The sequence below is a fragment of the Amycolatopsis saalfeldensis genome (genome assembly GCF_900110575.1).
GTDB lineage: Bacteria > Actinomycetota > Actinomycetes > Mycobacteriales > Pseudonocardiaceae > Amycolatopsis > Amycolatopsis saalfeldensis.
This window is the reverse complement of sequence record NZ_FOEF01000008.1, coordinates 195,045-220,067: the sequence shown is the minus strand read 5'-3', so window position 1 is coordinate 220,067 and position 25,023 is coordinate 195,045. Positions and strand designations below refer to the sequence as shown.

Genomic DNA, 25,023 nt, shown 5'->3' with positions numbered 1-25,023 from the left:
TCGCCTCTCCTCGGGAGCAGATCAGGGCTGGTGGCCGTTGCCGACGGTGGTGCTCGATGGCGGGACGATCGGGTGGAACCGGCGGGTCGGCGCGTCGAACGAGTCGGTCTCGCGCCGGATCACGACGGTGCGCTCGCCCGGCGGCTCCATCGGCCAGTCGACCGGCCGCTCCGGCTCCTGCTCGACGAACTTGCGCGGCCCGGTCCCGGCCGGGATCCGCTCCGCCATCCCCTCGACCTCGACCCGCTCGGCCGTGGCGTGCACGGCCGGCTCCGCGGCGTCCTGGCCGACCTGCTTGGCGACGACGGCCGACGCCCGGCCCCGCAACGCCGTGTGCAGGCCGTCCCAGAGCGTGCCGTCGGTGTGGTCCTTCGGGTCCGGGTCGACGAGCACCACGCCGGCGATCGGGATCCGGCAGTCGGCGAGCTGGCGCGCGACCGTGTGCAGCCACAACGTGTTCGCGTGCCCGGAGCGGACGACGAGCACCGCCTCCGTGCCCAGGTATTCGAGGTCCGTCCACGCGGTGCCCGGCGCGACCGTGCCGACGCCGATCCGCCGTGACGCCGCGTCGATGGCCGCGTCACCCGGCTCGAGCACGTGCACGTCACCCTCCACCGGCAGCTTGCCGACGTCACGGTGCGGCAGGTCGTCGACGACCACCACCGGGCCGTCCTCGGCCAGCTCCTTCGCCAGGTTCAGGGCCAGCTCCGCGGCGACGCCGGGCGCGCCCAGCTCCAGCACCGCGAGCGGCCCCCGTTCCGACCGGGTGGCGCGGGCGAGCGTGACCGCCACGCGTTTGCGCTCCGCCACCGCCGAACCGCGGGACCAGAGCCGGGACGGGCCGGGCAGTTTCGAGCGCAGCTGGGCGATCACCGAGGCGCCGAGGTGCTCCGCGATCTCCCGGCGCAGCACCGGCCGGTCGCGCACCAGCGCCGTCACCGCGGCGAAGCCGAGGCCCAGCGCCAGCCCCAGCGCGAGGCCGATGCCGCCGTCGGTGGCGCCCGTCTTCAGCAGTGACGCCGGGAGCACGGCCGGCGCGTCCACGATCTGGGTTCCCGCGGCGACCTGCGGCGTGCCGATGCCCGCCTGCTGTGCCTGGTTCTGCAGGTCCGCGACCTTCGACACCAGGTCGGCCCGCTGCGTGTAGAGCTGTTCGAGCGTGCCCGCGTTCGCCTTGCTGCCCTTGGCGGTCTCGGTCGCGACCTGCCCGTCGATGTCCGCCAGCTGCTGCTGGGCCTGCGCGCGCTGATCGAGCAGCGCCTTGGCCTGCGCGGTCGCGGCGGCCTGGTTGCGCTGCACGTGGTCGGCGATGAACACGTCGGCGAGCGCCTGCGCCTTGGCCAGTGCGTCGGCATTCGTCTTGGCCTTGACCGAAACCTGCATGACGTTGTTGGTCAGCCCGAGGCCGGTGTACTCCTTGAGGAAGTCCTCCGGCGCCTCCGTGCTGCGGAGCTTCTTCAACGCCGCGGACGCGATCTTCCCGGTTTGCAGCACCGCGACGTCGGTGCGCATCAGCGTGCCGCTGTCGGTGGGCGAGTCGTCCGGGTGGACCACGATGATCTTGGTGACGGCGGTCGGCGCCGCGGGCAGCACGATCGCCGATGCCCCGCCGATCACCAGCCCGGCCAGCGCGAAGCCGAGCCACAGCCGGCGACGGCGGCGCAGGGCCACGACCAGGCGGTGCAGGTCGACCAGCGGCGGGGAGGAACTCTGCGGACTCGTCACGCCGAACCAACCATCAGGTCACGGTCCGCCTGGACCTCGGGTGGACCCGCGTCGGCGGGTTCGTCACGCGGCTTGCCCTTCAGCCGGACAGCGCGGGTGAGCACGGCGCCCAGCACCTCGTGCCCGGCGTCGGCGCAGGCCTCCGCGATCGCGACCAGCTCCCACGGGCTGCGCGAGCCGAGCGAGAGCACCACGAGCACGCCGGTGCTGCCGTCCGGCACAACCGGTTGCGCCGCAGTCACTTCGGCGAAGGTCAGCTCGACGCGTGGCCGCGCGGCATCGGCGAGGGCCGTGAACCGGGCAACGGCCTGCTTCGCCGCGGCGTCGCCCTCAGCCACCAGCACGAGCAGCCGCCGGACCCCTTTTTCGGCCGTCAGCCGGGCGAGCACCCGCTGGTAACGCCGGTCGCGGCTGGCCCGGTCGGCCGAAGCCGGCACCTGGGGCAGGTGCCACGGCCGGTCGCTGCCGGTGAACCGGCGCAGCCGCGCCCGGAGGCCGGCCGGCTTCACGCGCTCGGCGGGCTCGGGCACGTCGACGGCGGCCAGCACGGGCGCGCCGAGCGCCGAGCCGATCTCCTCTTCGCTGCGCAGCCGACGATCGGTGCGCGCGCCGAACAGGTGGCTGAGCAGCCCGATGAGGAAGAAAAGCACCGCACCGCCCGCGATCAGCTGCGGTTGAGTGGGCACGGCGGCCGACGTCGGCCGTTCGGCCGGGCCCATCACGACCATGTTGCCGGAGCCGGTGGCCGCGTCGGCCGCGTTGAGGTTGTTCATCGCCTGCTCCAGCGAGGTGCGCAGGCCCTGCAGCTCGGTCCGCACCTGCACGGCCTCGACGGTCTGGCCGTCCTGCACCGAGCGCGACAGGTCGAGGATCCGCTGATTGGTCTGGGTCACCTGCTGGCGCAGGGATTCACGCTGCTGCTGCGCCAGCTGGGCCGCGCTGTCCGCCGAATTGCTGAGCAGCTGCGTGGAGTACTTGACGAACTCCTTCGCCACCTCGTCCGCCAGCTGCTGCGCGGCCACCGGGCTGTCGCCCTTGGCCGTGATCGTCACGACGTTGCCCTGCGCCACCGAAGCGGTCACCGACTTCTGCAGGTCCGTGCCGCTGACCCGCAGGCCGAGGGTGGCCGACGCCCGGTCCAGCACCACGGAGCTGGTGGCGACCTGCGCCTGGGTGAGCAGCTCGTCCGCCTGACGCGGGCCCTGAAGCAGCACACTCGCCGACGTCTCGTAACCCGGCGAGAACACCACCGAAGCGCCGGCGCCGACTCCCGCGCCGACCACCGCCAGGAGCAGCAACGCCCGCCAGCGCCGCCGAAGGAGCACCCCCACTGTGGAAAGCCGAACCGTGTCGTCGCTCAAAGCGGGGTCCCTTCCCACATCTGCAAGTCACTGGTGCCGGTCATAAACCCCGTCGTCAGGCCGCGGGCGTTGGTTACAAGGACCCGCGAGGCTTGTTCAAACCGCGATCAAGGCCGAACGGCCCGCTCGTACGCGGCCAGCAGCGCCTTCTGCGAATTGCCCCACGCCAACGGCCCGCTGACCCGTTCCTGGCCGAGCTTGCCCATCCGGGCCCGCTCCTCCGGGGCGTCGAGCAGCACGCCGACCAGCCGGGCGAACTCGGCGACGTCATTGGGCGGCGCGTAGAGCGCGGCCTCGCCCGCCGAAACCCGGGCCTCCCGCAGCTCGAACGAGACGATGGGCTTGCTCATCGCCATGTACTCCATGATCTTGTTCATGGTCGACACGTCGTTGAGCGGGTTGAGCGGGTCGGGCGAAAGGCACACGTCGGCCGCGGACAGGTAACGCAGCAGGTCGGCGTCGGAGACGCGGCCGGTGAACTCGACCTGATCGTCGAGGCCCAGCTGTTTCGACAGCGCCACCATCTCGTCGAAGGTGTCGCCGGCGCCGACGAAGACGGCGTGCCAGTCGTCGCGGCCCACCTCGTCGCGCAACGAAACCAGCGCGCGCAACGCGTAGTCGACACCGTCCTGCGGGCCCATCACGCCGAGGTAGCAGAGCAGATGTGGCTTGCCCCGCTTGAGTTCCGGCTCGACCGGCACCTCGTGGAACCGCTCGACCACGGGCGCGCTGCGGACCACGAACACGTCCTCGGGCCGCTTGCCGCCGCGGATGAGCGCGACCTGGCGGTAGCTCTCGTTGGTGGCGATCACGACGTCGGCGGCCCGATAGGTGGACCGCTCCAGCGCGCAGACGCCGCGGTAGAGCACGTCCTGCCCGCGGTCGAACCGCGAGAGGTACAGCTCCGGCACGAGGTCGTGCTGGTCGAAGACGAACTTCGCGCCCTGGCGCTTGAGCATCCGGGCGACCAGGAACAGCAGGTCCGGCGGGTTGCAGGCGTGCACGACGTCGACCGGGCCGATCCGGCGCGCGAGCCGGAAGGTGTGCCACAGCGCGGTGCCGTACTCCCGCAGGTACCCGGCCGGGCCGCCGGTGGCCGCCGTGAGCGGGTAACGGTGGAGGTGGACCCCGTCGAGCACGGCCTCGGACTCGGTGTCGCGTTTGGTGCCCCGCGGGCAGATCACGTGCACCTCCCAGCCGGCGTCGCGCAGCGTCGTGCATTCCTGCCACACGCGGCGGTCGAAGGGGACCGAGAGGTTCTCGACCAGGATCAGCGCTCTTCTCTTGTCACCAGGCAAGGCCGACGTATCCCTCTTCGGCCCGGCGCGCCTCGGCGTCGGGGATACGGACCAGGTCGACGAGCGTCTGCCCGCCGCCGTGCGGGAGCGCGGCCAGCACCGCGGGATCGGCCGTGCCGATCAGGCAGACGTCGGCGTGCTCCAGCACCTCCTCGACGGACCGGGCGAGCAGCTGCCCGAGATGCGGCAGCCGGCCTTCGATGTACTCGCGGTTCGCGCCCATCAGCCGCGAAAGGCTGACGTTGGCGTCGTAGATCTTGAGGTCGTAGCCCTTGCCCAGCAGCCGCTCCGCCAGCTCGACGAGCGGGCTCTCGCGCAGGTCGTCGGTGCCGGGCTTGAACGACAGCCCGAACAGCCCGACCTTGCGCTTGCCGGTGCGCGCGACCAGGTCGAACGCGCGCTGCAGGTGATCTTCGTTGGAGGGCAGCACATGCGCGAGGATCGGCACGGAGACGTCCGCGCGGTGCGCCGCGTACACGAGCCCACGCAGGTCCTTCGGCAGGCAGGAGCCGCCGAACGCGAAGCCGGGCCGCAGGTACGCGGGGCTCACGTTGAGCTTGCGGTCGGCGAGGAAGACGTCCATCACCTTGTGCGAGTCGAGGCCCAGCGCCCGGCAGACCGAGCCGAGCTCGTTCGCGAAGCCGATCTTGAGGCCGTGGAAGGCGTTGTCGGCGTACTTGGTCATTTCCGCGACCGGGATCGGCACGCGGAAGACGTCGCCGGGCAGGCCTTCGTAGAGCCGGGCCACCACGTCGCCGCTGGCCGGGTCGATCTCGCCGATCACGGTTTTGGGCGGGTCGAAGAAGTCGCGGACGCTGCTGCCCTCGCGCAGGAACTCGGGGTTCACCGCGACCCCGAAGTCGACGCCCGCGGTGCCGCCGCTGGACTTCTCCAGGATCGGCACCAGCAGGTCGAGGCAGGTGCCCGGCAGCATGGTGCTGCGGAACACGACCGTGTGCCGGCTCTCCTTGCGCGCCAACGCTTCGCCGATCTGGTCGGCGACCCGCTCCAGGTACTCGGTGGACAGGCTGCCGTTGGCCGCCGACGGGGTGCCCACGCACACGAGCGACACGTCGCTCGCCGCGATGGCCTCGGCCACGTCGGTGGTCGCGCGCAACGCCCCCGACGTCACGACTTCCGCCGTCAGCTCACCGATCCGCTCCTCGACCACCGGCGCGTGGCCCTGGGTCACCAAATCGACCTTCACCGGGTTCACGTCGACACCGATGACCTCGTGCCCACGCCCCGCCAGGCAGGCCGCGGACACACACCCGACGTAACCCAGCCCGAAGACACTGATCTTCACGCCCGAACCTCCGCCCGTTAGCTGACGGGTTGGTCGGCGCGCGGGGACGGTTCGTTACCACTTTCGGCCACGGAGGGAATCGTTACCGAATCCGGGTATCGATTTCGTTTTATTTGCCTCGCGAGCGGCGGTTTTCGTTGCCGTTGGGCCATTTCCGGCCAAGAAGCGACGAAGCGCCGGGGGAAGCCGCGAAAGCTTCCCCCGGCGCTTCGGGGCGGGTCAGTTGTTGTTCACGAACGTGGTGGCGAGGCCCTGCCCCGTGCTCGTGGCGCTCCCGTGGTCCTCGATGGGCGAGACCTGGGAGTTCTTGAAGCAGATGTAGGTGACGCCGGAGTCGGTCCCGCCGTTGGACGGGTCGGGGTTGATGCCGAGGTCGTTGGCCGTCGCGTACGAGGCCTCGCCGATGATCCCGGTCGGCCCGGTGTCGCCGATGACCGCGTACTCGACCTTGTCGTTGTAGATCACCGCGCAGGACCCGCCGCCTTGAAGCTGCGAGGACTCGTAATTCCACTTGCCGGACGCACTGGGCACGACGATGTACGGCAGCTTCGCGGCGTCGAGGGGCTGGTCGTCGGACTGGTGGAACGCCGTGTCGTTCTGGAAGCAGCAGTCGGTGTTCTCGTTGCACTGCGTGGTGCGCTGCCCGTCGCAGTCGATGTCCATGTCGGCTTTCCAGAACACGGCCCCGTTGGCATCACAAACGGCGACGGTGTCCGAGGACGCGTCCTCGTCGGTCTTGTACTTCCCGTTGGACACCTGCTGGCACCCGGTGGTCTTCGCGAGCAACTCGGCGGCGGTGGGCGCCGCGGCCGGCGCGTGCCCCACGGGCACCGCCGCCGAAGCGACCGCCGACGGCATCACGGTGGCGGCCAGCACCACCGTCGCGAACAGGATCAGCTTCCTCAGCATTCGGTCGCACTCCCTCTGGTTAGGAAACTTTCCTTACAGATTCGCGGCGTGCCCACAGAATGCTCCTGCGCCTTACCTCTTTCAACTCGAGCGCGACGACTTCCCTGCCACCGGCACAGGTTTCCCCTGACCGAAACATCCCCGGAGCGGCGTCCGGCGCCGGCGTGCCCGGATCAAACCCGCCCCGCGAGCCTCAGCCCCGCCACCAGCCGGCCCGCGGCCGCCGGAATCCCGCGCCGGCGCCCAGCGCCGCGGCCACCCAGTCCGCGTCCATCTCCCGGTGCACCTGGACCCGCGGCTGCAGCCATCCCCCCGGCCCCGCCCCCAGCGACCGTGAACTCGAATAAACCCGCGTGGCCCCCGCCGCCCGCAAGCGCCCCAGGACCCGCCGGTCCAGCCGTCCCGAAGGCAGCGAGTACCGGCAAACCGCCCGGCCGCTCAGCTCGGTCAGCAGTCTCGGCGCCGCCTCCAGCTCGCGGCGCGCCTGCCGGTCGTCCAGGCGTCGCCAGTCGCGGCGCTCCCAGCCGTGGGAGCCGACGTCCATACCCGCGTCGACCAGCTGCCGCAGGCCGTCCGGGTCGACGTAGCCCCGCTCGCCGACGCGGCCGGCCAGCGGGAAGAACTCCGCCCGCAGCCCCCGCGAGACGAGCCGCGGCAGCGCGACCTCCACGTCGGAGGCGTTGCCGTCGTCGAACGTCAGATGGGCGTCTTCCTGCCCGGCGACGGCCTCCAGCAGCCGGTCGAACTGCTCGACCGTGATCCAGCGCTCGTCCTCACCCGGATCGAGCGCGCGCTCCGGACGCCCCACCCCGTGTACCGCGAAGTTGACCATCGCGTTGCCCTCCGACCGCCATGCTGCCCCCGTTTCACGATTAATCGGATTGGCAAATGGAGTAGTTACACTGTTGACACAAAGTTATTTGCGAATCTCCAAAGTGCAGCACTTCGGACCGCCGCCGGCCTTGCGCAGTTCGGAGATGTCGACGTGCACCGGGTCGTACCCGCGGGCCGCCAGCCGGGCGGCCAGCTCGGTCGCCTCGAGCGGCAGGACGACGTTGCGCCCGTCGGAGACGCCGTTGAGCCCGAAGCACTCCGCGTCGGCAGCCGTCGCGATCACCGCGTCCGGGAAGAGCCGCGCCAGCACCCGCCGGGAGCCCGCCGAGAAGGCCTCCGGGTAGTACGCGATCTGCGCGGGACCGGCGTCCGTGGCCTCGGTGAGCACGAACAGCGCGGTGTCCAGGTGGTAGTACCGCGGGTCGACGAGGCTCAGCGAGACGACCGGGACCCCCAGCACCTCCTGCGCCTCGGCGTGCGCGGCCGGGTCGGTGCGGAAGCCGGTGCCGGCCAGCAGCAGCCGCCCGGTCCAGGCGAAGTCGCCCTCGGCCTCGTTGACCTTCGCCGGCATGGTGATGTCGCGGTAGCCGTGCTCGACGAACCAGCGGCGGAAGTGCTCGGCCTCGGCGGTGCGCTGCGGCGCCCGGAACCGCGAGCCGAGCACGCGCCCGTCCACGACGGTGCCGGAGTTCGCGGCGAAGACCATGTCCGGCAGCCCCGGCTGCGGGTCGATCTCCTCGACGGTGTGGCCGAGGCGGCGGTAGGTGTCGCGCAGCTCGGTCCACTGCGCCACGGCGACGTCGGCGCTGACCGGCTTGGTGGGGTCCATCCAGGGGTTGATCACGTAGTCGACCGCGAAGAACCGCGGCTCGCACATGAGGTAACGGCGGGTGGTGGGCACTCGCAGCTCAGCTGATCCCGGCATACCTGAAGAGTAAGGTTCACCTAATATCACAATCAATCGCTGTTTGCTGCGCACATACCTGCTAAACATTGCGTGTGAACAGCATCGACCAGCGAATCGTTTCCTGCCTGGTGGCCAACGCGCGTTCCAGCTACGCCGAGATCGGCAAGGTCGTCGGTCTTTCCGCGCCGGCGGTGAAGCGGCGCGTGGACCGGCTCCTCGAAACCGGCGTCCTGCGCGGCTTCACCGCGGTGGTCGACCCGGAGGCGCTCGGCTGGGGGACGGAGGCTTTCGTCGAGGTCCACTGCCAGGGCAACGTGACGCCCGCACGCATCCGCGCCCGGCTCGAACCGCTGCCGGAAGTCGTCGCCGCGTACACCGTGTCCGGCGCCGCGGACGCCATCGTCCACCTGCGCGCGGGCGACATCCACCACCTGGAGACGGCGCTGGAACGATTGCGCGGTTTGGAGATCATCGACCGCACCGTGTCCACGGTCGTGCTGTCCCGGCTGCTGGAACGGCCGCCGAACCCGAAGGACTGAGAAGGTGGGTTCATGACCGACCGCATCCACAGCGAGCACGACCAGGGCGTCGCGCTCCTCACCGTCGACGCGCCGAAGAGCCGCAACGCGCTGACCCTCGACCTGTCCGCCGAACTCGCCGCGGCCGTCGCGCGGGCCGAGGCCGACGAGTCCGTGCACGTCGTGGTGGTCACCGGCGCGCCGCCCGCCTTCTGCGCGGGCGCGGACCTGACCGCGCTCGGCGCCGCGGGGGAACAAGGCCTCCGCGCGGTGTACGAGGGATTCCTCGCCGTCGCGCGCTGCGCCCTGCCGACGATCGCCGCGGTAGGGGGTGCTGCCGTCGGCGCCGGGCTGAACCTGGCGCTCGCCGCGGACGTCCGGCTGGCCGGACCGCGCGCGAAGTTCATCCCGCGGTTCCTCGAGCTCGGCCTCCACCCCGGCGGCGGGATGACCTGGATGTCGCAGCGCGCCGTCGGCCCGCAGCAGGCCGCCGCGATGACGCTGTTCGGCGAAGCGCTCGACGCCGAGGCGGCGGTGCGGGCCGGCCTCGCCCTCCGGCTGGTCGAAGGCGGTCACGACGAATTGGTCCAGGCCGCCCGCGACCTCGCCGCGCTGACCGTCGCCGCGCCCCGTGAAGTGGTCTTGTCCACCAAGCGGACGCTGCGCCGCACCGGCGGCCTGACCCAGCACGCGGCCGCGGTCGACGCCGAGCTCGGGCCGCAGCTGGAATCGCTGGCCGCCCCCGCGTTCGCCGAGCGGCTGGCGGCGATGAAGGCCCGGATCAGCGGGCGCTGAGTCCCCGGTGGGCCATCGGTGGGAGACGCGCGTCACTGCGTTCCGCCCGGTCGCCCCTTTACCATCGGACGCGCAGAGCCAGCCAGTGTCCGCCACCGCGGCCGGGCCCGGAATCCTTCCGGTCCGGGTACCCCACACTTCGGGAATACCCGAGTCCCCGACGAGTAACCTCGGGGGTAGGCCTGGTGATCCAGCCGACATCGCCGGGCGGGCTTTCATCCCGGGGCCGACCCGGGGCCGCAGTACGTCGGGAGAGAGGGATTCCCTGACCTATGAGCACGAGTGCGAACGGCAGCGGGACCGGCGACGGCCCCAGCTCCCTGACCGCAACCAGGTCCACTGAAGTCAGCAAGCTGGACCGGGTGGTCATCCGGTTCGCGGGCGACTCCGGCGACGGTATGCAGCTGACCGGCGACCGCTTCACCTCCGAAGCGGCGGCGTTCGGCAACGACCTGTCGACGATGCCGAACTTCCCGGCCGAGATCCGCGCCCCGCAGGGCACCATCCCCGGTGTCTCCTCGTTCCAGGTGCACTTCGCCGACTACGACATCCTCACCCCCGGTGACCGGCCGGACGTGCTGGTGGCGATGAACCCGGCGGCGCTGAAGGCGAACCAGCGCGACGTGCCCAAGGGCGGCACGATCATCCTGAACACCGACGAGTTCACCAAGCGCAACCTGGTCAAGGTCGGGTACGAGAACGACCCGCTGGACGACGACTCGCTCTCGTCCTTCCAGGTGCACCGCGTCGCCATGTCGACACTGACCCAGGGCGCGCTGGCCGAGACCGGGCTCGGCAAGAAGGACGCCGAGCGGTGCAAGAACATGTTCGCGCTCGGGCTGCTGTCGTGGATGTACCACCGGCCGACCGAGGGCACGGAGCGCTTCCTCAAGGAGAAGTTCGCGAAGAAGCCGGACATCGCCGAGGCGAACATCCTGGCCTTCCGCGCGGGCTGGAACTACGGGGAGACCACCGAGTCGTTCGCGACGACGTTCGAGGTCGCGCCCGCGAAGCTGAACCAGGGCACCTACCGGCAGATCACCGGGAACACCGCGCTGGCGTACGGGCTGATCGCCGCCGGGCAGCAGTCCGGGCTGCAGATCCTGCTGGGCACGTACCCGATCACGCCGGCCTCGGACATCCTGCACGAGCTGTCCAAGCACAAGAACTACGGCATCATCACCTTCCAGGCCGAGGACGAGATCGCCGGCATCGGCGCGGCGCTGGGCGCGTCCTACGGCGGCGCGCTGGGCGTCACCTCGACCTCCGGGCCGGGCGTCGCGCTGAAGTCCGAAGCCGTGGGCCTCGGCGTGATGACCGAGCTGCCGCTGGTGGTCGTCGACGTGCAGCGCGGCGGGCCGTCCACCGGCCTGCCGACCAAGACCGAGCAGGCCGACCTGCTGCAGGCGATGTTCGGCCGCAACGGCGAGTCCCCGGTGCCGATCGTGGCGCCGCTCTCGCCCGCGGACTGCTTCGACGCGGCGATGGAGGCGACCCGGATCGCGCTGAAGTACCGGACCCCGGTGCTGCTGCTGTCCGACGGCGCGATCGCGAACGGCTCCGAGCCGTGGCTGGTGCCGAACGTCGATGACCTGCCGGACCTGCGCGTCGAGTTCGCCACCGAGCCCAACGCCGACGACGGGTCCGAGGAGTTCTGGCCGTACGTGCGCGATCCCGAGACGCTGGCCCGCGCGTGGGCCGTGCCGGGCACGCCCGGCCTGCAGCACCGCATCGGCGGGCTGGAGAAGGCCGACCGCACCGGGCACATCTCCTACGACCCCGACAACCACGACAAGATGGTCCGGCTGCGCCAGGCGAAGATCGACGGCATCGACGTCCCCGACGTCGTGGTCGACGACCCGTCCGGCGGCAAGGCGCGGGTGCTCGCGCTCGGCTGGGGCTCGTCCTACGGTCCCATCGGCGCGGCCTGCCGGCGGGTGCGGAAGCTGGGCATGCCGATCGCCCAGGCGCACCTGCGCCACCTCAACCCGTTGCCCGGCAACCTCGGCGACATCCTCCGCTCCTACGACAAGGTCGTGGTGCCGGAGATGAACCTCGGCCAGCTCGCGCTGCTGCTGCGGGCCAAGTACCTGGTGGACGTCCACTCGCACACCAAGGTCGCCGGCCTGCCGTTCAAGGCCGAGGAGCTGCAGGACCTGTTCCGCGAGATCATCACGAGCGTTACCCCGGAGGGCGTCAAGTGACTGCCATCGACCTCGGGCTGCCCCAGTTGGGCGGCCTGGACCTTGTGCCGACGACCGAAGAGCCGCAGAAGGCCAAGGACTACAAGTCCGACCAGGAAGTCCGCTGGTGCCCGGGCTGCGGCGACTACGTGGTGCTCAATGCCGTGCAGTCGTTCCTGCCGACGCTGGGCCTCAAGCGCGAGAACATCGTGTTCGTCTCCGGCATCGGCTGCTCCTCGCGGTTCCCGTACTACCTCAACACCTACGGCATGCACTCGATCCACGGCCGCGCGCCGTCGATCGCGACCGGGCTGGCCACCACGCGGCCGGACCTGTCGGTGTGGGTCGTCACCGGTGACGGCGACGCGCTGTCCATCGGCGGCAACCACCTGATCCACGCGCTGCGCCGCAACGTGAACATCAAGATCCTGCTGTTCAACAACCGGATCTACGGGCTGACCAAGGGCCAGTACTCGCCCACCTCCGGGCAGGGCATGGTCACCAAGTCGACCCCGATGGGCTCGCTGGACTCGCCGTTCAACCCGCTTTCGCTCGCGATCGGGGCCGAGGCCTCGTTCGTCGGGCGCGCGCTGGACTCCGACCGCAAGGGCCTCACCGAGGTCCTGCAGGCCGCCGCGGAGCACCGTGGCTCGGCCCTGGTCGAGATCTACCAGAACTGCCCGATCTTCAACGACGGCGCCTTCGACGTGCTGAAGGACAAGGACGAGGCGGCCCAGCGGCTGATCCCGCTGAAGGCCGGCGAGCCGATCCGGTTCGGCCCGGAAAGCGAGTTCGGCGTCCGCCGCGGCGACTGGGGCGGTCTGGACATCGGCAAGGTCAGCGACATCGGCGAGGACAACCTCGTGGTGCACGACCCGTCGATCGCGGACACCACCTACTCGTTCGCGCTCTCGCGGCTCGGCGACCAGAACCTGACGCACACCCCGATCGGCATCCTGCGCCAGGTCGAGCGGCCCACCTACGACGACGGCGCCCGCGCCCAGGTCGAGCAGGCCCGCGCGGCCCGCAAGCCGGACCTGCAGGGTCTGTTGCGCGGCAAGGACACCTGGACCGTCGTCTGACCTGAATGGACAGAGAAGGGCCACCGCTCACTTCCGAGCGGTGGCCCTTTTTTCAGGCCTCCGCACGCGGGACCATGTGCGCGGTGATCGTCGAGAAGTCCTCGTGCGGAATCTGGAACAATCCACGGCGAAACGGCAAACCCCAATCAGCGGGGTCCGTGATGAAAGACAGCTGGTCGACAAGTGGCTTCGCCTCCACTCGCTCGCAGGGCCGGAAAACGACCGCCAGCCGCCACGGTTGGAAGTCCTCGCTGATCCGGACCTGGTAAGGCTTGTCGCCGGTGATGGTGGCCCACGCGGTGAACTGCCGGACGGGTTCGCCTCCCCGCAGGTTCGTGCGCGGCGAGTAGAAGACCATCTCGTCACCGGGCCGCGGCCGGCGAAGGCGCGTGCCGGCACCGTGGTCCGCTTGCGTGAAGCCGCCCTCGATGGCCGCTTCGACGTGATCCAGGCTGACGGTGTTGATCCAGAATCGCCGGCTGTTCATGCGCGGTCGTGGAGGGTGATCTGGTAGCCGTCGGGGTCGGCGAAGGTGAAGGTCCGGCCGAAGGGGCCGTCGATCGGCGCGGAGACGATCGTGTGGCCGTCGGCGACGAGAGCGTCGTGGATGGCCTGGACGCCGGTGGCGTGCAGCCAGATCGCGGCGCCGATGCCGGGCTGGGGGACGGAGCCAAGGTCGGTGCCGGGGAGGAGGTCGCGGAGCGCGAACGCGATCGGCTTGGTGTCGAAGACCACGGCGTGCGGCGGTCCGGTCGGCGAGCGGACGAGGCCGAGGTACTGCTCGTAGAACGCCTGCGAAGCGTCGAGGTCGCGGGCTTGCAGCGAGATGAAGTCGGGTCCGGTGGCGGGCATGGCGTGCTCCTTCGTTTCGTGTCAGTCTTCTGACACGACTCACCGTATGTCAGAATACTGACATGAGTCAAGACGGTGTTGACCTGGAGACGTCACTGGGTTACCTGCTGAAGGAGGCGTCGAGCGTCCTGCGCGTCGCCATGGAGGAGGTGCTGCGGCCGCTCGGGATGACCGTGACGCACTACTCCTGCCTCGAGCTGCTGGCCCAACGGCCGGGCTTGTCGAACTCCGAGCTCGCGCGGGGCGCGTTCGTGACCCGCCAGTCGATGAACGTGCTGCTACAGGCCCTGGAACGGGACGGCTACGTCTCCAGACCCGCGGCGGCCCCCGTCGGGAAGGTCCTTCCCACCCGGCTCACGCCCCGCGGGCGGCGGAAGCTCGAGAAGGCGACCGTGGCGGTCCGGTCCGTCGAGCTCAGGATGCTGGCCGGCCTGACCGAAAGCGAGCAGACCGGCGCGTACCGGATCCTGCGGAGCATGATCCATTCCCTGCGCGACGACGCGTAGGGCCGTCTGGTGGAGGTGAGCCGCTTGGTCAGGAGAGCGGCCGGAACCCGACCCGTTCGGCGTCGGCCGAGGTGCGGAACCAGACCTCGGCGACCATGCGCGGGAACTGCGGGGACTCCTCGGTGCAGTACCGCAGCGCCGTGACGCTCGCCTTCACCGCGAAGCCCTCCGACGGGCGTCCACCACCGGGCCGGGGCATGGCCGAGCCGGGGCCGAACGGCCCTGGCGGCACGGCGTCCTCGGTCACCTGCCGCGCGGGCGGCGGCTCGGGCGCGTTCAACGGCGCGGCGCCGCCCTGCTGGTTCGGCTGCACCGAAGGCTCGAACAGCGAACCGCTCTGCGTGCCCGCCAGCTCCGGCTCCCGGCGCTCGACCGGCCGCATCGACGGCTGGATCGGCCGCGGCGGCTCGAACCCGCCCCGCGGCGCCTCCCGCGGCTGGCGCTTGGGCAGCACCTGAGTGGAGTCGATCGGCTCGTCCCCGGCCACGAGGTCACCGCCAAAGTGTTCGGAAGGCTCCGCGGCACGCTCGGCCGACGGGATCAGATGCTCGGTCGACGACTGCTCGTCGAGGAAGTCCCCGCCACCGGCCGGCTCCTCGAACGGCGAACGGTCCGTCGTCTCGGCCGAGCGTTCGAACCAGGTCGGCTCGGGCTTCGGGTCGGTGGACTTCGCGGGCTGGAACAGCGAAACAGGCTCGTCCTCGGCTTCCGGCTGCGCGCCGAAGTCCGAATCGGACTCGGGCTCGGCCTGCGGTTCGAGCTGTCCGAACGAAGACCCGGCCTCGGCTTCCGGCTCCAGGCTCCCGAACGACGACTCCGCCTCGGTGTCGCGGGTTTCCAGCTGTCCGAACGGCGAAGGAGCTTCGCCGGCCGGCTCCAGCCGGTTCGCGAAGGACTCCTCGGCTTCGGGCTCGGGCCGCGTGAACATGGAGGTCGTCTCGGCGGCGTGGTGGCTGCCCTCGGCTTCGAGGTGACGGCCGGAGGAACCCGCGAAGGCGTCTTCCTCCTCGCGGTGGCTGCTGTCGCCGGCCCGCTGTCCGACTTCCTGGAAGCTGCCGCGGCCGGTGTCGGCGAATTCGTCGAGGCGGTCGGCTTCGTAGCCGCCGGCCGGGTAATCCGGCTCCAGGCTGTGCGAGACCGGGCTGAGGTACTCGGTGGCGGCGGCACGGTAGACGGACCCGTCGATCTGCCGCGTGGCCGGCTCGGATTCCCTTTCGTGGGGCCGTTCCGACGTCAGTTCATCGTCCACAGTGGTCTGGCTGGCGACCGGATCGGCCGCGGTGCGGTACTCCGCCTCGTACTCGGCCTCCGGCTCGAACCCGCTGAGCCGGCTCTCGACGTCGACGGGCTCAGGCTCCGGCTCGGCCCGGTGGATCAGCTCCGTGGGCGTCTGCTCGCGGGCCCACGAGGGGGCCGCGGCCGGCTCGGCCGCCGAGAAGTCGTCTTCGGTGTCCACCGGCGAAAGCAGCGCCGTGCCGCCCGCCAGCGCCCCGGCGTTGGCCGGTGTCCGGGCCGACTCGGCGTGGGCCGCGGTCAGCGCGGACTCCAGCTCGCGATTGCGCTTGCGCGCGGGCAACACCAGCACCAGCCACGTGAGGAGCACCCCGACGAAGAACGCCAACAGGCTCCACAGCCAAACCTGTCCGAAAATGGACATCTTCCCTGCCCCTTTAGTGCGTGCGCGCGACCATGTAGTCGGCGACCGACTCGCAGGCATTCCGCGCGGGGGAAGCGGGCAGCGCTGCGAGCTCGGAACGTGCCCGCGAAGCGTAGTCGGAAAGGGTGACGCGCGCGCGTTCGAGTCCACTGGAACGGCGCAGCAGCTCCAGGGCCTCTGCCACCAGCGCGTCCTCGGTGATGGGGCCGGCGAGCAGCTCGATCAGGCGCGGGTCGGTGTCCGGGTCGGCCAGCGCGTACAGCATCGGCAGGGTCCGGACGCCTTCACGCAGGTCCGTGCCCTGCGCCTTGCCCAGCTCGGCCGAGGGCGACGCGATGTCGATGATGTCGTCGGAGATCTGGAACGCCGTGCCGACGATGTCGCCGAACCGGCGCAGCGCCTGGATGTGCTCCTCCTCGGCACCCGACATCATGCCGCCGAACCGGCCGGAGGTCGCGATCAGCGAGCCGGTCTTCTGCGCGATCACGGTGAGGTAGTGCTCGACCGGGTCGTCGCCGGGCCCGGGCCCGACCGTCTCGCGCATCTGCCCGGTGACCAGCTCGCCGAACGTCTCGGCGATGATCCGCGCCGCGTCGGTGCCGAGGTCCGCGACGAGCCGCGAGGCGTGCGCGAACAGGAAGTCGCCGGTCAGGATGGCGACGGTGTTGTCCCAGCGGGCGTTGACGCTCTCCGCGCCCCGCCGCATGGTCGCCTCGTCCATCACGTCGTCGTGGTACAGCGTCGCGAGGTGCACCAGCTCCACCGCGGCCGCCGCGATCAGCACGTGCTCGCTGCCCTGCTTGGGCCCGAACTGCGAGGACAGCAGCGTGAACAGGGGACGAAAACGTTTGCCCCCCGCCTCGACCAGGTGCAACGCCGCGTCGTGGACCGCCTGCACGTCGCTCTTGACGACGTCGCGCAGCATCGTCTCGACCTCCGCGAGCCCGCCCGCGATGGCCCTGAGCAGCTGCTCGTCCTCGATCTGCAGCCCGACGGTCGCGCGCAGGTCCTCGACAGCGCCATCCCGAGCAGCGGCGGGTCCCGCCCCCGGGGGTGGTGAAGACACAGACACGTCGGCTCCGCTCTCTCATGCGCCGGTCGGGTTTTCCGCTTTCAGGGTAGTGGTTACCCCAGGTACCCGGTTTACCCGCTGTCCAGGGGAAACGGTGACGAACATGACATCGGGCCTATTCGGGCGGGACCGGCCGGTACGACCCGGACCAGCCGCGCGTCGCCGGCACCGGCCAAAGCGGACCGGACGGACACCGGATCCACGAACGGGTTGATCACCGCGCGCAGACGAGTGATCACCGCGGCGCGGCGCAACGGGCGAATCGGGCGCGCGGATATTCAGTCAGTGGACAGAGCTGCCGTTTCCGACAGGTCTCCCGGACAGCAAGGAGGACAGGACATGCGTAACACCATCGTCAGGCGAGCCGGGCTCGTCGGTGCGGTACTGGTGGCCGGTGGGGTTTTCGCCGGGGTGGGGACGGCTCAGGCGGGCACGCCGACGGGCGCGGCGGCAGCGAGCGGGACAACAGCGGCAACTCCCGCCACAGCGGCAACACCGGCCACCGCGGCGGGCACGGCGGATCTCGGCGAGGCCGGGTTCACCAAGGGCTCGACCACGGTCACGGTGCCCACGCTCGCGCCGTGCGCGGTCGAGGGGCCGGTCAGCGCGACGGCGTCACCGGTCAGCAAGACCGGGCTGACCTTCGGCGGCGGCACGACCACCTGCGACACCACGGTGACCGACCCGGGCAACGACCTCACCACCACCACGTCGACGGCCAACGGGAAGAACTTCGAGCTGTCGGCCCTCGTCAGTGTGGGCGGGCCGCGCGTGCGGCTGTCGTCGTACACCGTCACCTGCACCGCGACGCAGACGCAGACCAGCGCGAACTGGACGTTCAGCGGGCTCGGCGGCATCACCGGCCTGCCCTCGCCGATGCCCGCGAACTACACCAAACCGCTGACCAAGTCGAACGGCACCGCGCTCGCGAACGCGGTCTTCAACACCCAGACCCTGCCCGGCGACGGCAGCATCAGCCTCACCATGCTGCGGTTCGACTTCCTGCCGGCGTCCGGGATCACGGGCTCGGTGACCGTCGGCCGCACCGCCTGCTCGCCCACGCCGTAACCCCTAAGGCAGCAGAGCGGCGCGCAGGTCCTCGTCGCGGAGCAGGTCGACGAGGTCGGCGTCGGCGAAGACGCGGGGTGCGCCCGGTAGCCGGGCTTGGCGCAGCATCGCCTGGAGGACGTCGGCGTGCGGCTGGTCCCGCAGGGTCCAGACCGCGCGGCGGCGGACCTCGGGCGTGCCCTCCCACCAGCGAAACACCAGGGCCGCCACCTGGTCGACGGCAGCGGCCCGGCCGCGTTCGAGCAGGGGCCGGTTGAGGCCGCAGACCTCGATCGTCGTGCGGCCCTTTTCGCTCAGCGGGCGGTAAGTGCCGATGGAGAGCACCAGGAACAGGTGCGCCAACGGGTCCTCCGCGGTCGGGTCGATCAGCAGCGGCCGACCGTCGGCGTCGAGCGGGAAGCGGTCGCGTTTGTGGTGGCTGTTGCAGTATTCGCACGCCAGCAGGTGATTCAGCCAGTCGAACGCGCGGCGCGGGTTGCGCGCCAACGGTTCGAAATGGTCCACAGTGGACCCCAGCCCGTCGCCGCAGTACATGCAGTACCCGCGGCCCGCGGCCATCTCGGCGAGACCGTCGCGAATGGACCGTCGCGCGCCCCGCGCGGACGACCACAGGCGACGCGCGGTTTTGCTGTCCCCGTGGGGAATCCGGGCCGTCAGGCGGTCGAGTTCCCCGGCCGCCGCGGCGGGCAGCGCCACCCGGCGCAGCGCGATCACCGCTCGTCGAGGTGCCGGGTCACGTCGTCCACGCGGCTCGGCGGCGAGCTGCTCAGCCGCTCGCGCAACTGCTCCCACTCGCGCACGCCCGCGGCGTCGGCCTGGCCGCTCGCCACGAGCATCTCCAGCTCCGCCAGGTGCTCACGCAGCTCCACGGCCCGCGGCGAGTACGGGCTGTCGAGCCCGAAGAGGTCGGACAGCACGGCGTCGTCGCCGCTGCCGAAGACCACCCGCCGGTACAGCTCGGCGGACACCACCCGCGGCGGCACCTGCTCGTCCGGCCCCGGCAGGCGGATCAGGCCGCCCGGGTCGGCGGCCTGGCAGACGTACGGGCTGTGCGTGCTCACCACGAACTGGATCCGCGGGAAGTGCGCCTTGAGCCACGGCCCGATCCGCTTCTGCCACGAAACGTGCAGGTGCGCGTCGACCTCGTCGATCAGCACCACGCCGGCGTCGTCCGCGGTCAGCCCGACCTCCGCGAGCTGCCGCACCAGGTCGACGACCAGGGCGGTGACCGTGCGATACCCGTCGCTCATCTCCCGCAGCGGGAACCGGTCGCCGCGGTAGGAGACCCACAGGCCGTCGGAATCGACGTCGCGGACGCGGTAGCCGTCGGGCAGCAGGCCGTCGCCGAGCAGCCGGAGCACCGCCTCCTTCAGCTCCAGCGCCCCCGCTTTTCCTTCCAGCGCACGGAGATGCTGGTTGATCAGCCACGCCACGCCTTCGGCCAGCGACGCGTCCTCGCTGAACAGGCTGGCCACCCGGGCGAACTCGCCGCGCATCAGCGACTGCGCTTCCGGTGCTCCCCCGGCCAGCCGCCGGAACGGCCCGTAACCCGCGCAGAACGCGGGCCCCTCGCCCACCACGTCCACCTCGATCGAGCTGCCCTCGCCCAGCAGCCCCTCGGCGAACGGCGGCTGCACGACCGCCTGCGCCAGCGCGCGCAGGAAGGTGGTCTTGCCCGACCCGTTGCGCCCGGCGAGCACGGTCCAGCCCGGCCCGGGCAGCCGCAGGTCGACGGTGCGGGCGCCGCGGAACCCCAGGACGTCCGTGAGCCGCACCCGCTCGATGTACATGGCCTGAGCTTAACGGCCGGGTACGACAAAGGCCGCCACGAAACGAATCCGTGGCGGCCTTCAGCGTCAAGCAGTCCTACGAAGCGAACCCGCCCGAAGAAGCCCAGTTCAGCGCGAACGCCGGGACCACGCCGAGCACCAGCGTCACCACCACGCCCAGCGTGATGGCCGCCGTGGTGAACCCGCCGGGCACCGTCACCGTGGGCCCGTCCGTGGCCGGCTCCGAGAAGTACATCAGCACGATCACGCGCAGGTAGAAGAACGCGGCCACGGCGCTGAACACCAGCGCCACCACCACCAGCGGGGCCATGCCGTCGGACAGCGCGGCCGAGAAGACCACGAACTTGCCGACAAAACCACTGGTCAACGGGATGCCCGCCAGTGCCAGCAGCAGGAACGTGAACACCCCCGCCAGCAACGGCGAGCGTTTGGCGAGGCCCGCCCACGCGGACAGGTGCGTGGCCTCCCCGCTGCCGTCGCGGACCAGGCTGATCACGCCGAACGCCGCGAGCGTCGTGAAGCCGTAGGCCAGCAGGTAGAACAGGGTGCTGGACAGGCCGTTCTCGGTCATCGCGATGGCGCCGACGAGCAGGAAGCCCGCGTGCGCGATCGAGGAGTACGCGATCATGCGCTTCACGTCGGTCTGGGTCAGGCCCAGCACCGCGCCGATCAGCATCGAGATGATCGCCACGGCCCACAGCACGCCGCGCCATTCCCAGCTGGTCGAGGAGAACGCGACCGACAGCACGCGCAGGATCCCACCGAACGCGGCCACCTTCGTGCAGGCCGCCATGAACGCCGTGACCGGTGTCGGGGCGCCCTGGTAGACGTCCGGCGTCCAGGTGTGGAAGGGGCCGACCGAGCCCTTGAACAGCAGGCCCACCACCAGCAGGCCGAGGCCGGCGAACAGCAGGGTGTCCGAGCGATCCGAGCCGGCCGCGGCGTTGGCGATGTCGGCGAGCTTCACGGAGTTCGCGTAGCCGTAGAGCAGCGCGAGGCCGTAGAGGAAAAACGCCGAGGAGAACGCGCCGAGCAGGAAGTACTTGACCGCCGACTCCTGCGAGATCAGCCGGCGCCGCCGGGCCAGGCCGCACATCAGGTACAGCGGCAGGCTCAGCACCTCGAGGGCGATGAACATGGTCAGCAGGTCGTTGGCCGCGCAGAACGCCATCATGCCGCCGAGGGCGAACAGCGTCAGCGGGAACACCTCGGTCTGCGACGCCGTGGTGGGGCCGGCCTGCGCGCGGTCCTGCACGGTGCCGGGGCTGATCGCCGCCTGCGCGACGAACGCGCCGCCCGGCTCCACCTTCCGCTCCGCGATCAGGAACACCGCGCCGAGCGAGAGCAGCAGCAGCGTGCCCCACAGGAACAGCGACGGCCGGTCCACCGAGATGGCGCCGGCGAACGTGGTCAGCCCGGCCTTCGGCGAGCTGCCGGTGGCGTACAGGATCAGCGAGACCCCGGCCGCGAGGATCGCGATGACGGAGATCGTCACCTGGATCCCCCACCGGACCGCCTTCGGCGCGAACGCCTCCACCAGCACGCCCACACAGGCCATGCCGAGGACGATCAGCATCGGCAGCACGGCCGCGTAGTCGATCGAGGGCGTCGGCAACGGCTGTGGCGCTTGCGCCAGGAACATGTCGAGCACGGTTTACTTGCCTCCCTGCACGGCAGACAGGGTCGCCTGCACCGACGGGGTGATCGTGTCGAGCACCGGCTTGGGGTAGAAGCCCAGCCCGATGATCAGGATGACCAGCGGGGCGAGGATCGCGATCTCCCGTGCCCCGAGGTCCTTGACGGCCTTCTTCACGCCGGTCTCCGGCGCGACCGCCGTGGCCACCGCGCCGCCCGACTCCACGCCGGCCGAAGCGGACGACCCGGACGGCGCGGGCGCCAGCAGCGCGTCGCCGCGCACCGGGCCCTGCATGATCCGCTGGTAGAGCCAGAGCACGTAAGCCGCGGCCAGCACCATGCCGACCGTCGCGATGATCGTGTACACCGGGTGGTCCACAAAGGACCCCAGCAGCACCAGGAACTCGCTCACGAACGAGTTGGTGCCCGGCAGCGACAGCGCGGACAGGCCGGCGATCAGCAGCATCCCGCCGAGCAGCGGGGTCAGCTTCGCCATCCCGCCGTAGTCGGAGATCCGGGTGGAGCCGCCGCGCCGGATGATCAGGCCGACCACCACGATCAGCATGCCGGTGGAGAGGCTGTGGTTGAGCATGTACGACACCGAGCCGACCATCGCCTGCTCGTTGAAGGTGAAGATGCCCAGCGCGATGAAGCCGAAGTGGGCGATCGAGACGTAGGCGAGGAACCGCTTCATGTCCGACTGCCCGGCGGCGAGGATCGAGCCGTAGACCACGCCGATCACCGAGAGCACCAGCACCAGCGGCGCCAGCGTCTTGCTCGCCTCGGGGAACATCGGCAGCAGGTAGCGCAGGAAGCCGAACGTGCCGACCTTGTCCAGGACGCCGACCAGCAGCACGGCGACGCCGATCGGCGCCTGCCCCGCCGCGTCCGGCAGCCAGGTGTGGAACGGCACCAGCGGCGCCTTGATCGCGAACGCGAGGAAGAAGCCGAAGAACAGCCAGATCTGCGTGCTGGTCGGCGCGTCCCGCACCACGGTGACCAGGGTGGCCCAGTCGAACGTGCCCTTGCCCAGCTTGTCCGACGCCAGCGAGTACGCGCCGATCGCCGAGGCCAGCATGATCAGGCCGCCGAGGAAGGAGTACAGGAAGAACTTCACCGCCGCGTACTGCCGGTTCGCGCCGCCGTAGCCGCCGATCAGGAAGTACATCGGGATCAGCATGATCTCGAACAGCACGTAGAACAGGAACACGTCGGTCGCCGCGAAGACGCCGATGGTGATGGCCTCTTGCAGCAGGATCAGTGACAGGAACCCGCCGGCGCTGCGGCCGGCCGGGAGCTTGTCGGTGAAGCCGAGGCCGCCGACCACGATCGGCACCAGCAGGGCGATCACCGCGATCATGATCAGCGAGATGCCGTCGGTGCCGAACGAGATGTGGATGCCGAAGCTGGGGATCCAGTCCATCGTGGTCGCCTGCTGGATCCGCTCCCCCGAGGGCGAGTAGCTCGCCCAGAACGGGATGATCAGCAAGAACTCCACGATGGACACGACCAGCGCGGTGACCATCGCGGCGCGGTCGTTCCCCTTCAGGAACGCCAGCACCAGCGAGCCGGCCAGCGGCAGCAGGATGAGCGCCAGAAGCCAAGTCATGTCAGGAGAACCTCACCAGCAGAAGGGCCGCGAGAAGCAGGAAAGTGCCGCCGAGCATGGACAGCGCGTACGACCGGACGAACCCGGTCTGCATCCGCCGCAGCCGCCCGGACCCGCCGCCGAGGGCCGCGGCGAGGCCGTTGACCGCCCCGTCCACCCCCCGGTTGTCGACGTACACCAGCGCCCGCGCGAGCCAGGTGCCCGGGCGGGCGACCAGCGTCTCGTTGATGGCGTTGCCGTACAGGTCCTTGCGCGCCGCCCGGATCGGCCACGAGACGCGCTCGGGGCGCTCGACCGGGATGTCCGCGCTGGGCCGGAAGACCAGGACCGCGACCACGGCGCCGATCAGGGCCAGCGCGAGCGTCAGCCACGGGACCAGCGACGCCGAGATCGGCGTGTGCTCGGCCTCGTGGAACTGGCCGACGGTCGGGGCGAGCCAGTCCACGAACCGGTTGCCCAGTGCGAAGAACGCGCCCGCGCCGACCGAGCCGACCGCCAGGATCACCATCGGGATCCACATGATCGGCTTGGACTCGTGCGGGTGGAACTCGCGCCCGTCGGTGCTCTTGATCGTCTTCCAGCGGGACTTGCCGAAGAACGTCATCATCATCAGGCGCGTCATGTAGAACGCTGTGAGCCCGGCGCCGATGACGGTCGCGAGACCGAACACCCAGCCACGCCAGGCCTCCTGGCCGAACGCGGCCTCGATGATCGCGTCCTTCGTGTAGTAGCCCGAGAGGAACGGGAAGCCGATCAGCGCGAGGTAGCCGAGGCCGAAGGTGACGAAGGTGATCGGCATCTTCTTGGCCAGGCCGCCGAACTTGCGCATGTCGACCTCGTCGTTCATGCCGTGCATGACCGAGCCGGCCCCGAGGAAGAGCCCGGCCTTGAAGAAGCCGTGCGCGACCAGGTGCATGATGCCCAGCGCGTAGATGCCCGGCCCGAGGCCCACGGCCAGCATCATGTAGCCGATCTGGCTGACCGTGGAGTACGCGAGCACCTTCTTGATGTCGTCGTAGGCGCAGCCGACGATGGACCCGAGCAGCAGGGTCACCGCCCCGACCAGCGTCACGACCAGTCGCCCGTCCGGCGTCTGGCTGAAGATGACGTTGGAGCGGGCGACCAGGTAGACGCCGGCGGTGACCATCGTCGCCGCGTGGATCAGGGCCGAAACCGGGGTCGGGCCCTCCATCGCGTCCGGCAGCCAGGCCTGGAGCGGGAACTGGCCCGACTTGCCGCAGGCGCCCAGCAGCAGCAGGATCGCGATCGCGGTGATCGCGCCCGACGGGATCTTGCCGTTCGCGACGCCGTCGAAGACCTGCGCGTAGCCGGTGGACCCGACGTACTTGAACATCAGGAAGATCGCCAGCGCCAGCCCGACGTCACCGACGCGGTTCATCAGGAACGCCTTCTTCGCCGCGGTGGCCGCGGACGGGCGGTCCTGGTACCAGCCGATGAGCAGGTAGGACGCGAGGCCCACGCCTTCCCAGCCGAGGTACAGCGTCAGGAAGCTGTTGCCCAGCACCAGGATCAGCATCGAGGCGACGAAGAGGTTCAGGTACGCGAAAAAGCGGTGCCTGCCCTCGTCGTCGGCCATGTAGCCGATCGAGTAGAAGTGGATCAGCATGCCGACGCCGGTGATCAGCAGCACGAAGGTCAGCGACAGCGCGTCGATGCGCAGCCCGAAGTCCACCTGGAGCTGCCCGACCGGGATCCACGAGAACAGCTTGGTGTCCACAGTGGATTTGCCGTCGAAGCCGAAGAACAGGATCAGGCCGTAGACGAAGGCGGCGACGACGGTGGCGGTGCCGAGCAGGTGCCCCCACGCCTTCGAACGCTTCCCGGCCAGCAGCAGGATCAGGGCGCCGAGGGCCGGCAGGGCCACCAGCAGCCACGATGATGCGGTCACACTCGCC

22 protein-coding genes are annotated in these 25,023 nt (G+C 70.4%); 6 read left to right on the top strand and 16 right to left on the bottom strand.

The window, feature by feature from the left end; translation table 11 throughout:
• Positions 1-21: 21 nt before the first annotated feature.
• The 7 genes from BMY97_RS20215 to ddaH form a co-directional block, all read right to left on the bottom strand.
• The gene (locus BMY97_RS20215; RefSeq protein WP_091618422.1) at positions 22-1,725 is read right to left on the bottom strand and encodes a Wzz/FepE/Etk N-terminal domain-containing protein; all 1,704 of its coding nucleotides are present in this window, start codon (positions 1,723-1,725) and stop codon (positions 22-24) included.
• A complete protein-coding gene (locus BMY97_RS20210) occupies positions 1,722-3,086 on the bottom strand; it encodes a GumC domain-containing protein (RefSeq protein WP_143086238.1) in 1,365 nt (454 codons plus the stop codon). The genes BMY97_RS20215 and BMY97_RS20210 overlap by 4 nt, the downstream gene beginning before the upstream one ends.
• Before the next feature lie 107 nt (positions 3,087-3,193).
• The gene (locus tag BMY97_RS20205) at positions 3,194-4,384 is read right to left on the bottom strand and encodes a glycosyltransferase family 4 protein (protein ID WP_091618421.1); all 1,191 of its coding nucleotides are present in this window, start codon (positions 4,382-4,384) and stop codon (positions 3,194-3,196) included.
• Positions 4,374-5,690: a nucleotide sugar dehydrogenase gene (locus tag BMY97_RS20200; RefSeq protein WP_091618420.1), complete on the bottom strand. Its 1,317-nt coding sequence runs from the start codon at positions 5,688-5,690 to the stop codon at positions 4,374-4,376. Before BMY97_RS20200 ends, BMY97_RS20205 begins: the two co-directional genes overlap by 11 nt.
• 219 nt (positions 5,691-5,909) lie before the next feature.
• The gene (locus tag BMY97_RS20195) at positions 5,910-6,596 is read right to left on the bottom strand and encodes a glycoside hydrolase family 75 protein (protein ID WP_091618609.1); all 687 of its coding nucleotides are present in this window, start codon (positions 6,594-6,596) and stop codon (positions 5,910-5,912) included.
• Positions 6,597-6,792: 196 nt separating this feature from the next.
• A complete protein-coding gene (locus BMY97_RS20190; RefSeq protein ID WP_091618419.1) occupies positions 6,793-7,431 on the bottom strand; it encodes a polysaccharide deacetylase family protein in 639 nt (212 codons plus the stop codon).
• Positions 7,432-7,515: 84 nt separating this feature from the next.
• Complete coding sequence (gene ddaH / locus BMY97_RS20185) at positions 7,516-8,358, bottom strand: dimethylargininase (protein ID WP_342744045.1); 843 nt, start codon at positions 8,356-8,358, stop codon at positions 7,516-7,518.
• Between the two features lie 74 nt (positions 8,359-8,432).
• Here ddaH and BMY97_RS20180 point away from each other — a divergent pair, with 74 nt between their 5' ends.
• From BMY97_RS20180 to BMY97_RS20165, 4 genes are all read left to right on the top strand, one after another.
• On the top strand, positions 8,433-8,879 hold the full coding sequence (locus BMY97_RS20180) for an Lrp/AsnC family transcriptional regulator (protein WP_091618418.1): 447 nt from the start codon (positions 8,433-8,435) through the stop codon (positions 8,877-8,879).
• Positions 8,880-8,891: 12 nt separating this feature from the next.
• A complete protein-coding gene (locus BMY97_RS20175; RefSeq protein ID WP_091618417.1) occupies positions 8,892-9,653 on the top strand; it encodes an enoyl-CoA hydratase in 762 nt (253 codons plus the stop codon).
• Between the two features lie 272 nt (positions 9,654-9,925).
• Positions 9,926-11,857, top strand: coding sequence for a 2-oxoacid:acceptor oxidoreductase subunit alpha (locus tag BMY97_RS20170; protein ID WP_091618416.1), 1,932 nt, complete (start codon positions 9,926-9,928; stop codon positions 11,855-11,857).
• Positions 11,854-12,918, top strand: coding sequence for a 2-oxoacid:ferredoxin oxidoreductase subunit beta (locus tag BMY97_RS20165; RefSeq protein WP_091618415.1), 1,065 nt, complete (start codon positions 11,854-11,856; stop codon positions 12,916-12,918). Before BMY97_RS20170 ends, BMY97_RS20165 begins: the two co-directional genes overlap by 4 nt.
• A 52-nt stretch (positions 12,919-12,970) precedes the next feature.
• Here BMY97_RS20165 and BMY97_RS20160 read toward each other — a convergent pair whose 3' ends face one another.
• Both BMY97_RS20160 and BMY97_RS20155 read right to left on the bottom strand, forming a co-directional pair.
• Positions 12,971-13,405, bottom strand: coding sequence for an EVE domain-containing protein (locus tag BMY97_RS20160; RefSeq protein WP_091618414.1), 435 nt, complete (start codon positions 13,403-13,405; stop codon positions 12,971-12,973).
• Positions 13,402-13,770, bottom strand: a complete 369-nt coding sequence (locus BMY97_RS20155) for a VOC family protein (protein ID WP_091618413.1) — start codon at positions 13,768-13,770, stop codon at positions 13,402-13,404. The genes BMY97_RS20160 and BMY97_RS20155 overlap by 4 nt, the downstream gene beginning before the upstream one ends.
• Before the next feature lie 62 nt (positions 13,771-13,832).
• Between BMY97_RS20155 and BMY97_RS20150 the strand changes: the two genes are divergently transcribed.
• The gene (locus BMY97_RS20150; RefSeq protein WP_091618412.1) at positions 13,833-14,276 is read left to right on the top strand and encodes a MarR family winged helix-turn-helix transcriptional regulator; all 444 of its coding nucleotides are present in this window, start codon (positions 13,833-13,835) and stop codon (positions 14,274-14,276) included.
• Between the two features lie 28 nt (positions 14,277-14,304).
• On the opposite strand, the gene BMY97_RS20145 is transcribed toward BMY97_RS20150, so the two are convergent.
• Positions 14,305-15,933 carry a sunset domain-containing protein gene (locus tag BMY97_RS20145; RefSeq protein WP_091618411.1) on the bottom strand — a complete coding sequence of 543 codons (1,629 nt, stop codon included), beginning with the start codon at positions 15,931-15,933 and terminating at the stop codon, positions 14,305-14,307.
• A 13-nt stretch (positions 15,934-15,946) separates the two neighbouring features.
• Positions 15,947-16,999, bottom strand: a complete 1,053-nt coding sequence (locus tag BMY97_RS20140) for a polyprenyl synthetase family protein (protein WP_091618410.1) — start codon at positions 16,997-16,999, stop codon at positions 15,947-15,949.
• Positions 17,000-17,344: 345 nt separating this feature from the next.
• On the opposite strand from BMY97_RS20140, the gene BMY97_RS20135 reads away from it, so the two are divergent.
• A complete protein-coding gene (locus BMY97_RS20135) occupies positions 17,345-18,073 on the top strand; it encodes a hypothetical protein (protein ID WP_091618409.1) in 729 nt (242 codons plus the stop codon).
• A 3-nt stretch (positions 18,074-18,076) separates the two neighbouring features.
• Here the strand turns inward: BMY97_RS20135 and BMY97_RS20130 are convergent, their stop codons facing one another.
• From BMY97_RS20130 to nuoL, 5 genes are all read right to left on the bottom strand, one after another.
• Positions 18,077-18,787, bottom strand: a complete 711-nt coding sequence (locus BMY97_RS20130; RefSeq protein WP_091618408.1) for an HNH endonuclease — start codon at positions 18,785-18,787, stop codon at positions 18,077-18,079.
• Complete coding sequence (locus BMY97_RS20125) at positions 18,784-19,863, bottom strand: AAA family ATPase (protein ID WP_091618407.1); 1,080 nt, start codon at positions 19,861-19,863, stop codon at positions 18,784-18,786. Before BMY97_RS20125 ends, BMY97_RS20130 begins: the two co-directional genes overlap by 4 nt.
• 76 nt (positions 19,864-19,939) lie before the next feature.
• Positions 19,940-21,505 carry an NADH-quinone oxidoreductase subunit NuoN gene (gene nuoN, locus BMY97_RS20120; protein ID WP_425425301.1) on the bottom strand — a complete coding sequence of 522 codons (1,566 nt, stop codon included), beginning with the start codon at positions 21,503-21,505 and terminating at the stop codon, positions 19,940-19,942.
• Positions 21,506-21,517: 12 nt separating this feature from the next.
• Entirely contained in the window at positions 21,518-23,107 is a 1,590-nt protein-coding gene (locus BMY97_RS20115) for a complex I subunit 4 family protein (RefSeq protein WP_091618405.1), read from the bottom strand.
• Between the two features lies 1 nt (position 23,108).
• A complete protein-coding gene (nuoL, locus tag BMY97_RS20110) occupies positions 23,109-25,016 on the bottom strand; it encodes an NADH-quinone oxidoreductase subunit L (RefSeq protein ID WP_091618404.1) in 1,908 nt (635 codons plus the stop codon).
• Positions 25,017-25,023 lie beyond the last annotated feature (7 nt).

Bases quoted from the DNA above. Each gene is read 5' to 3' on its own strand.
- BMY97_RS20190 (WP_091618419.1), bottom strand. From the start codon at position 7,431: ATGGTCAACTTCGCGGTACACGGGGTGGGGCGTCCGGAGCGCGCGCTC.
- ddaH (WP_342744045.1), bottom strand. From the start codon at position 8,358: ATGCCGGGATCAGCTGAGCTGCGAGTGCCCACCACCCGCCGTTACCTC.
- BMY97_RS20175 (WP_091618417.1), top strand. From the start codon at position 8,892: ATGACCGACCGCATCCACAGCGAGCACGACCAGGGCGTCGCGCTCCTC.
- BMY97_RS20170 (WP_091618416.1), top strand. From the start codon at position 9,926: ATGAGCACGAGTGCGAACGGCAGCGGGACCGGCGACGGCCCCAGCTCC.
- BMY97_RS20160 (WP_091618414.1), bottom strand. From the start codon at position 13,405: ATGAACAGCCGGCGATTCTGGATCAACACCGTCAGCCTGGATCACGTC.
- BMY97_RS20155 (WP_091618413.1), bottom strand. From the start codon at position 13,770: ATGCCCGCCACCGGACCCGACTTCATCTCGCTGCAAGCCCGCGACCTC.
- BMY97_RS20150 (WP_091618412.1), top strand. From the start codon at position 13,833: ATGAGTCAAGACGGTGTTGACCTGGAGACGTCACTGGGTTACCTGCTG.
- BMY97_RS20145 (WP_091618411.1), bottom strand. From the start codon at position 15,933: ATGTCCATTTTCGGACAGGTTTGGCTGTGGAGCCTGTTGGCGTTCTTC.
- BMY97_RS20135 (WP_091618409.1), top strand. From the start codon at position 17,345: ATGCGTAACACCATCGTCAGGCGAGCCGGGCTCGTCGGTGCGGTACTG.
- BMY97_RS20125 (WP_091618407.1), bottom strand. From the start codon at position 19,863: ATGTACATCGAGCGGGTGCGGCTCACGGACGTCCTGGGGTTCCGCGGC.
- nuoN (WP_425425301.1), bottom strand. From the start codon at position 21,505: ATGTTCCTGGCGCAAGCGCCACAGCCGTTGCCGACGCCCTCGATCGAC.
- BMY97_RS20115 (WP_091618405.1), bottom strand. From the start codon at position 23,107: ATGACTTGGCTTCTGGCGCTCATCCTGCTGCCGCTGGCCGGCTCGCTG.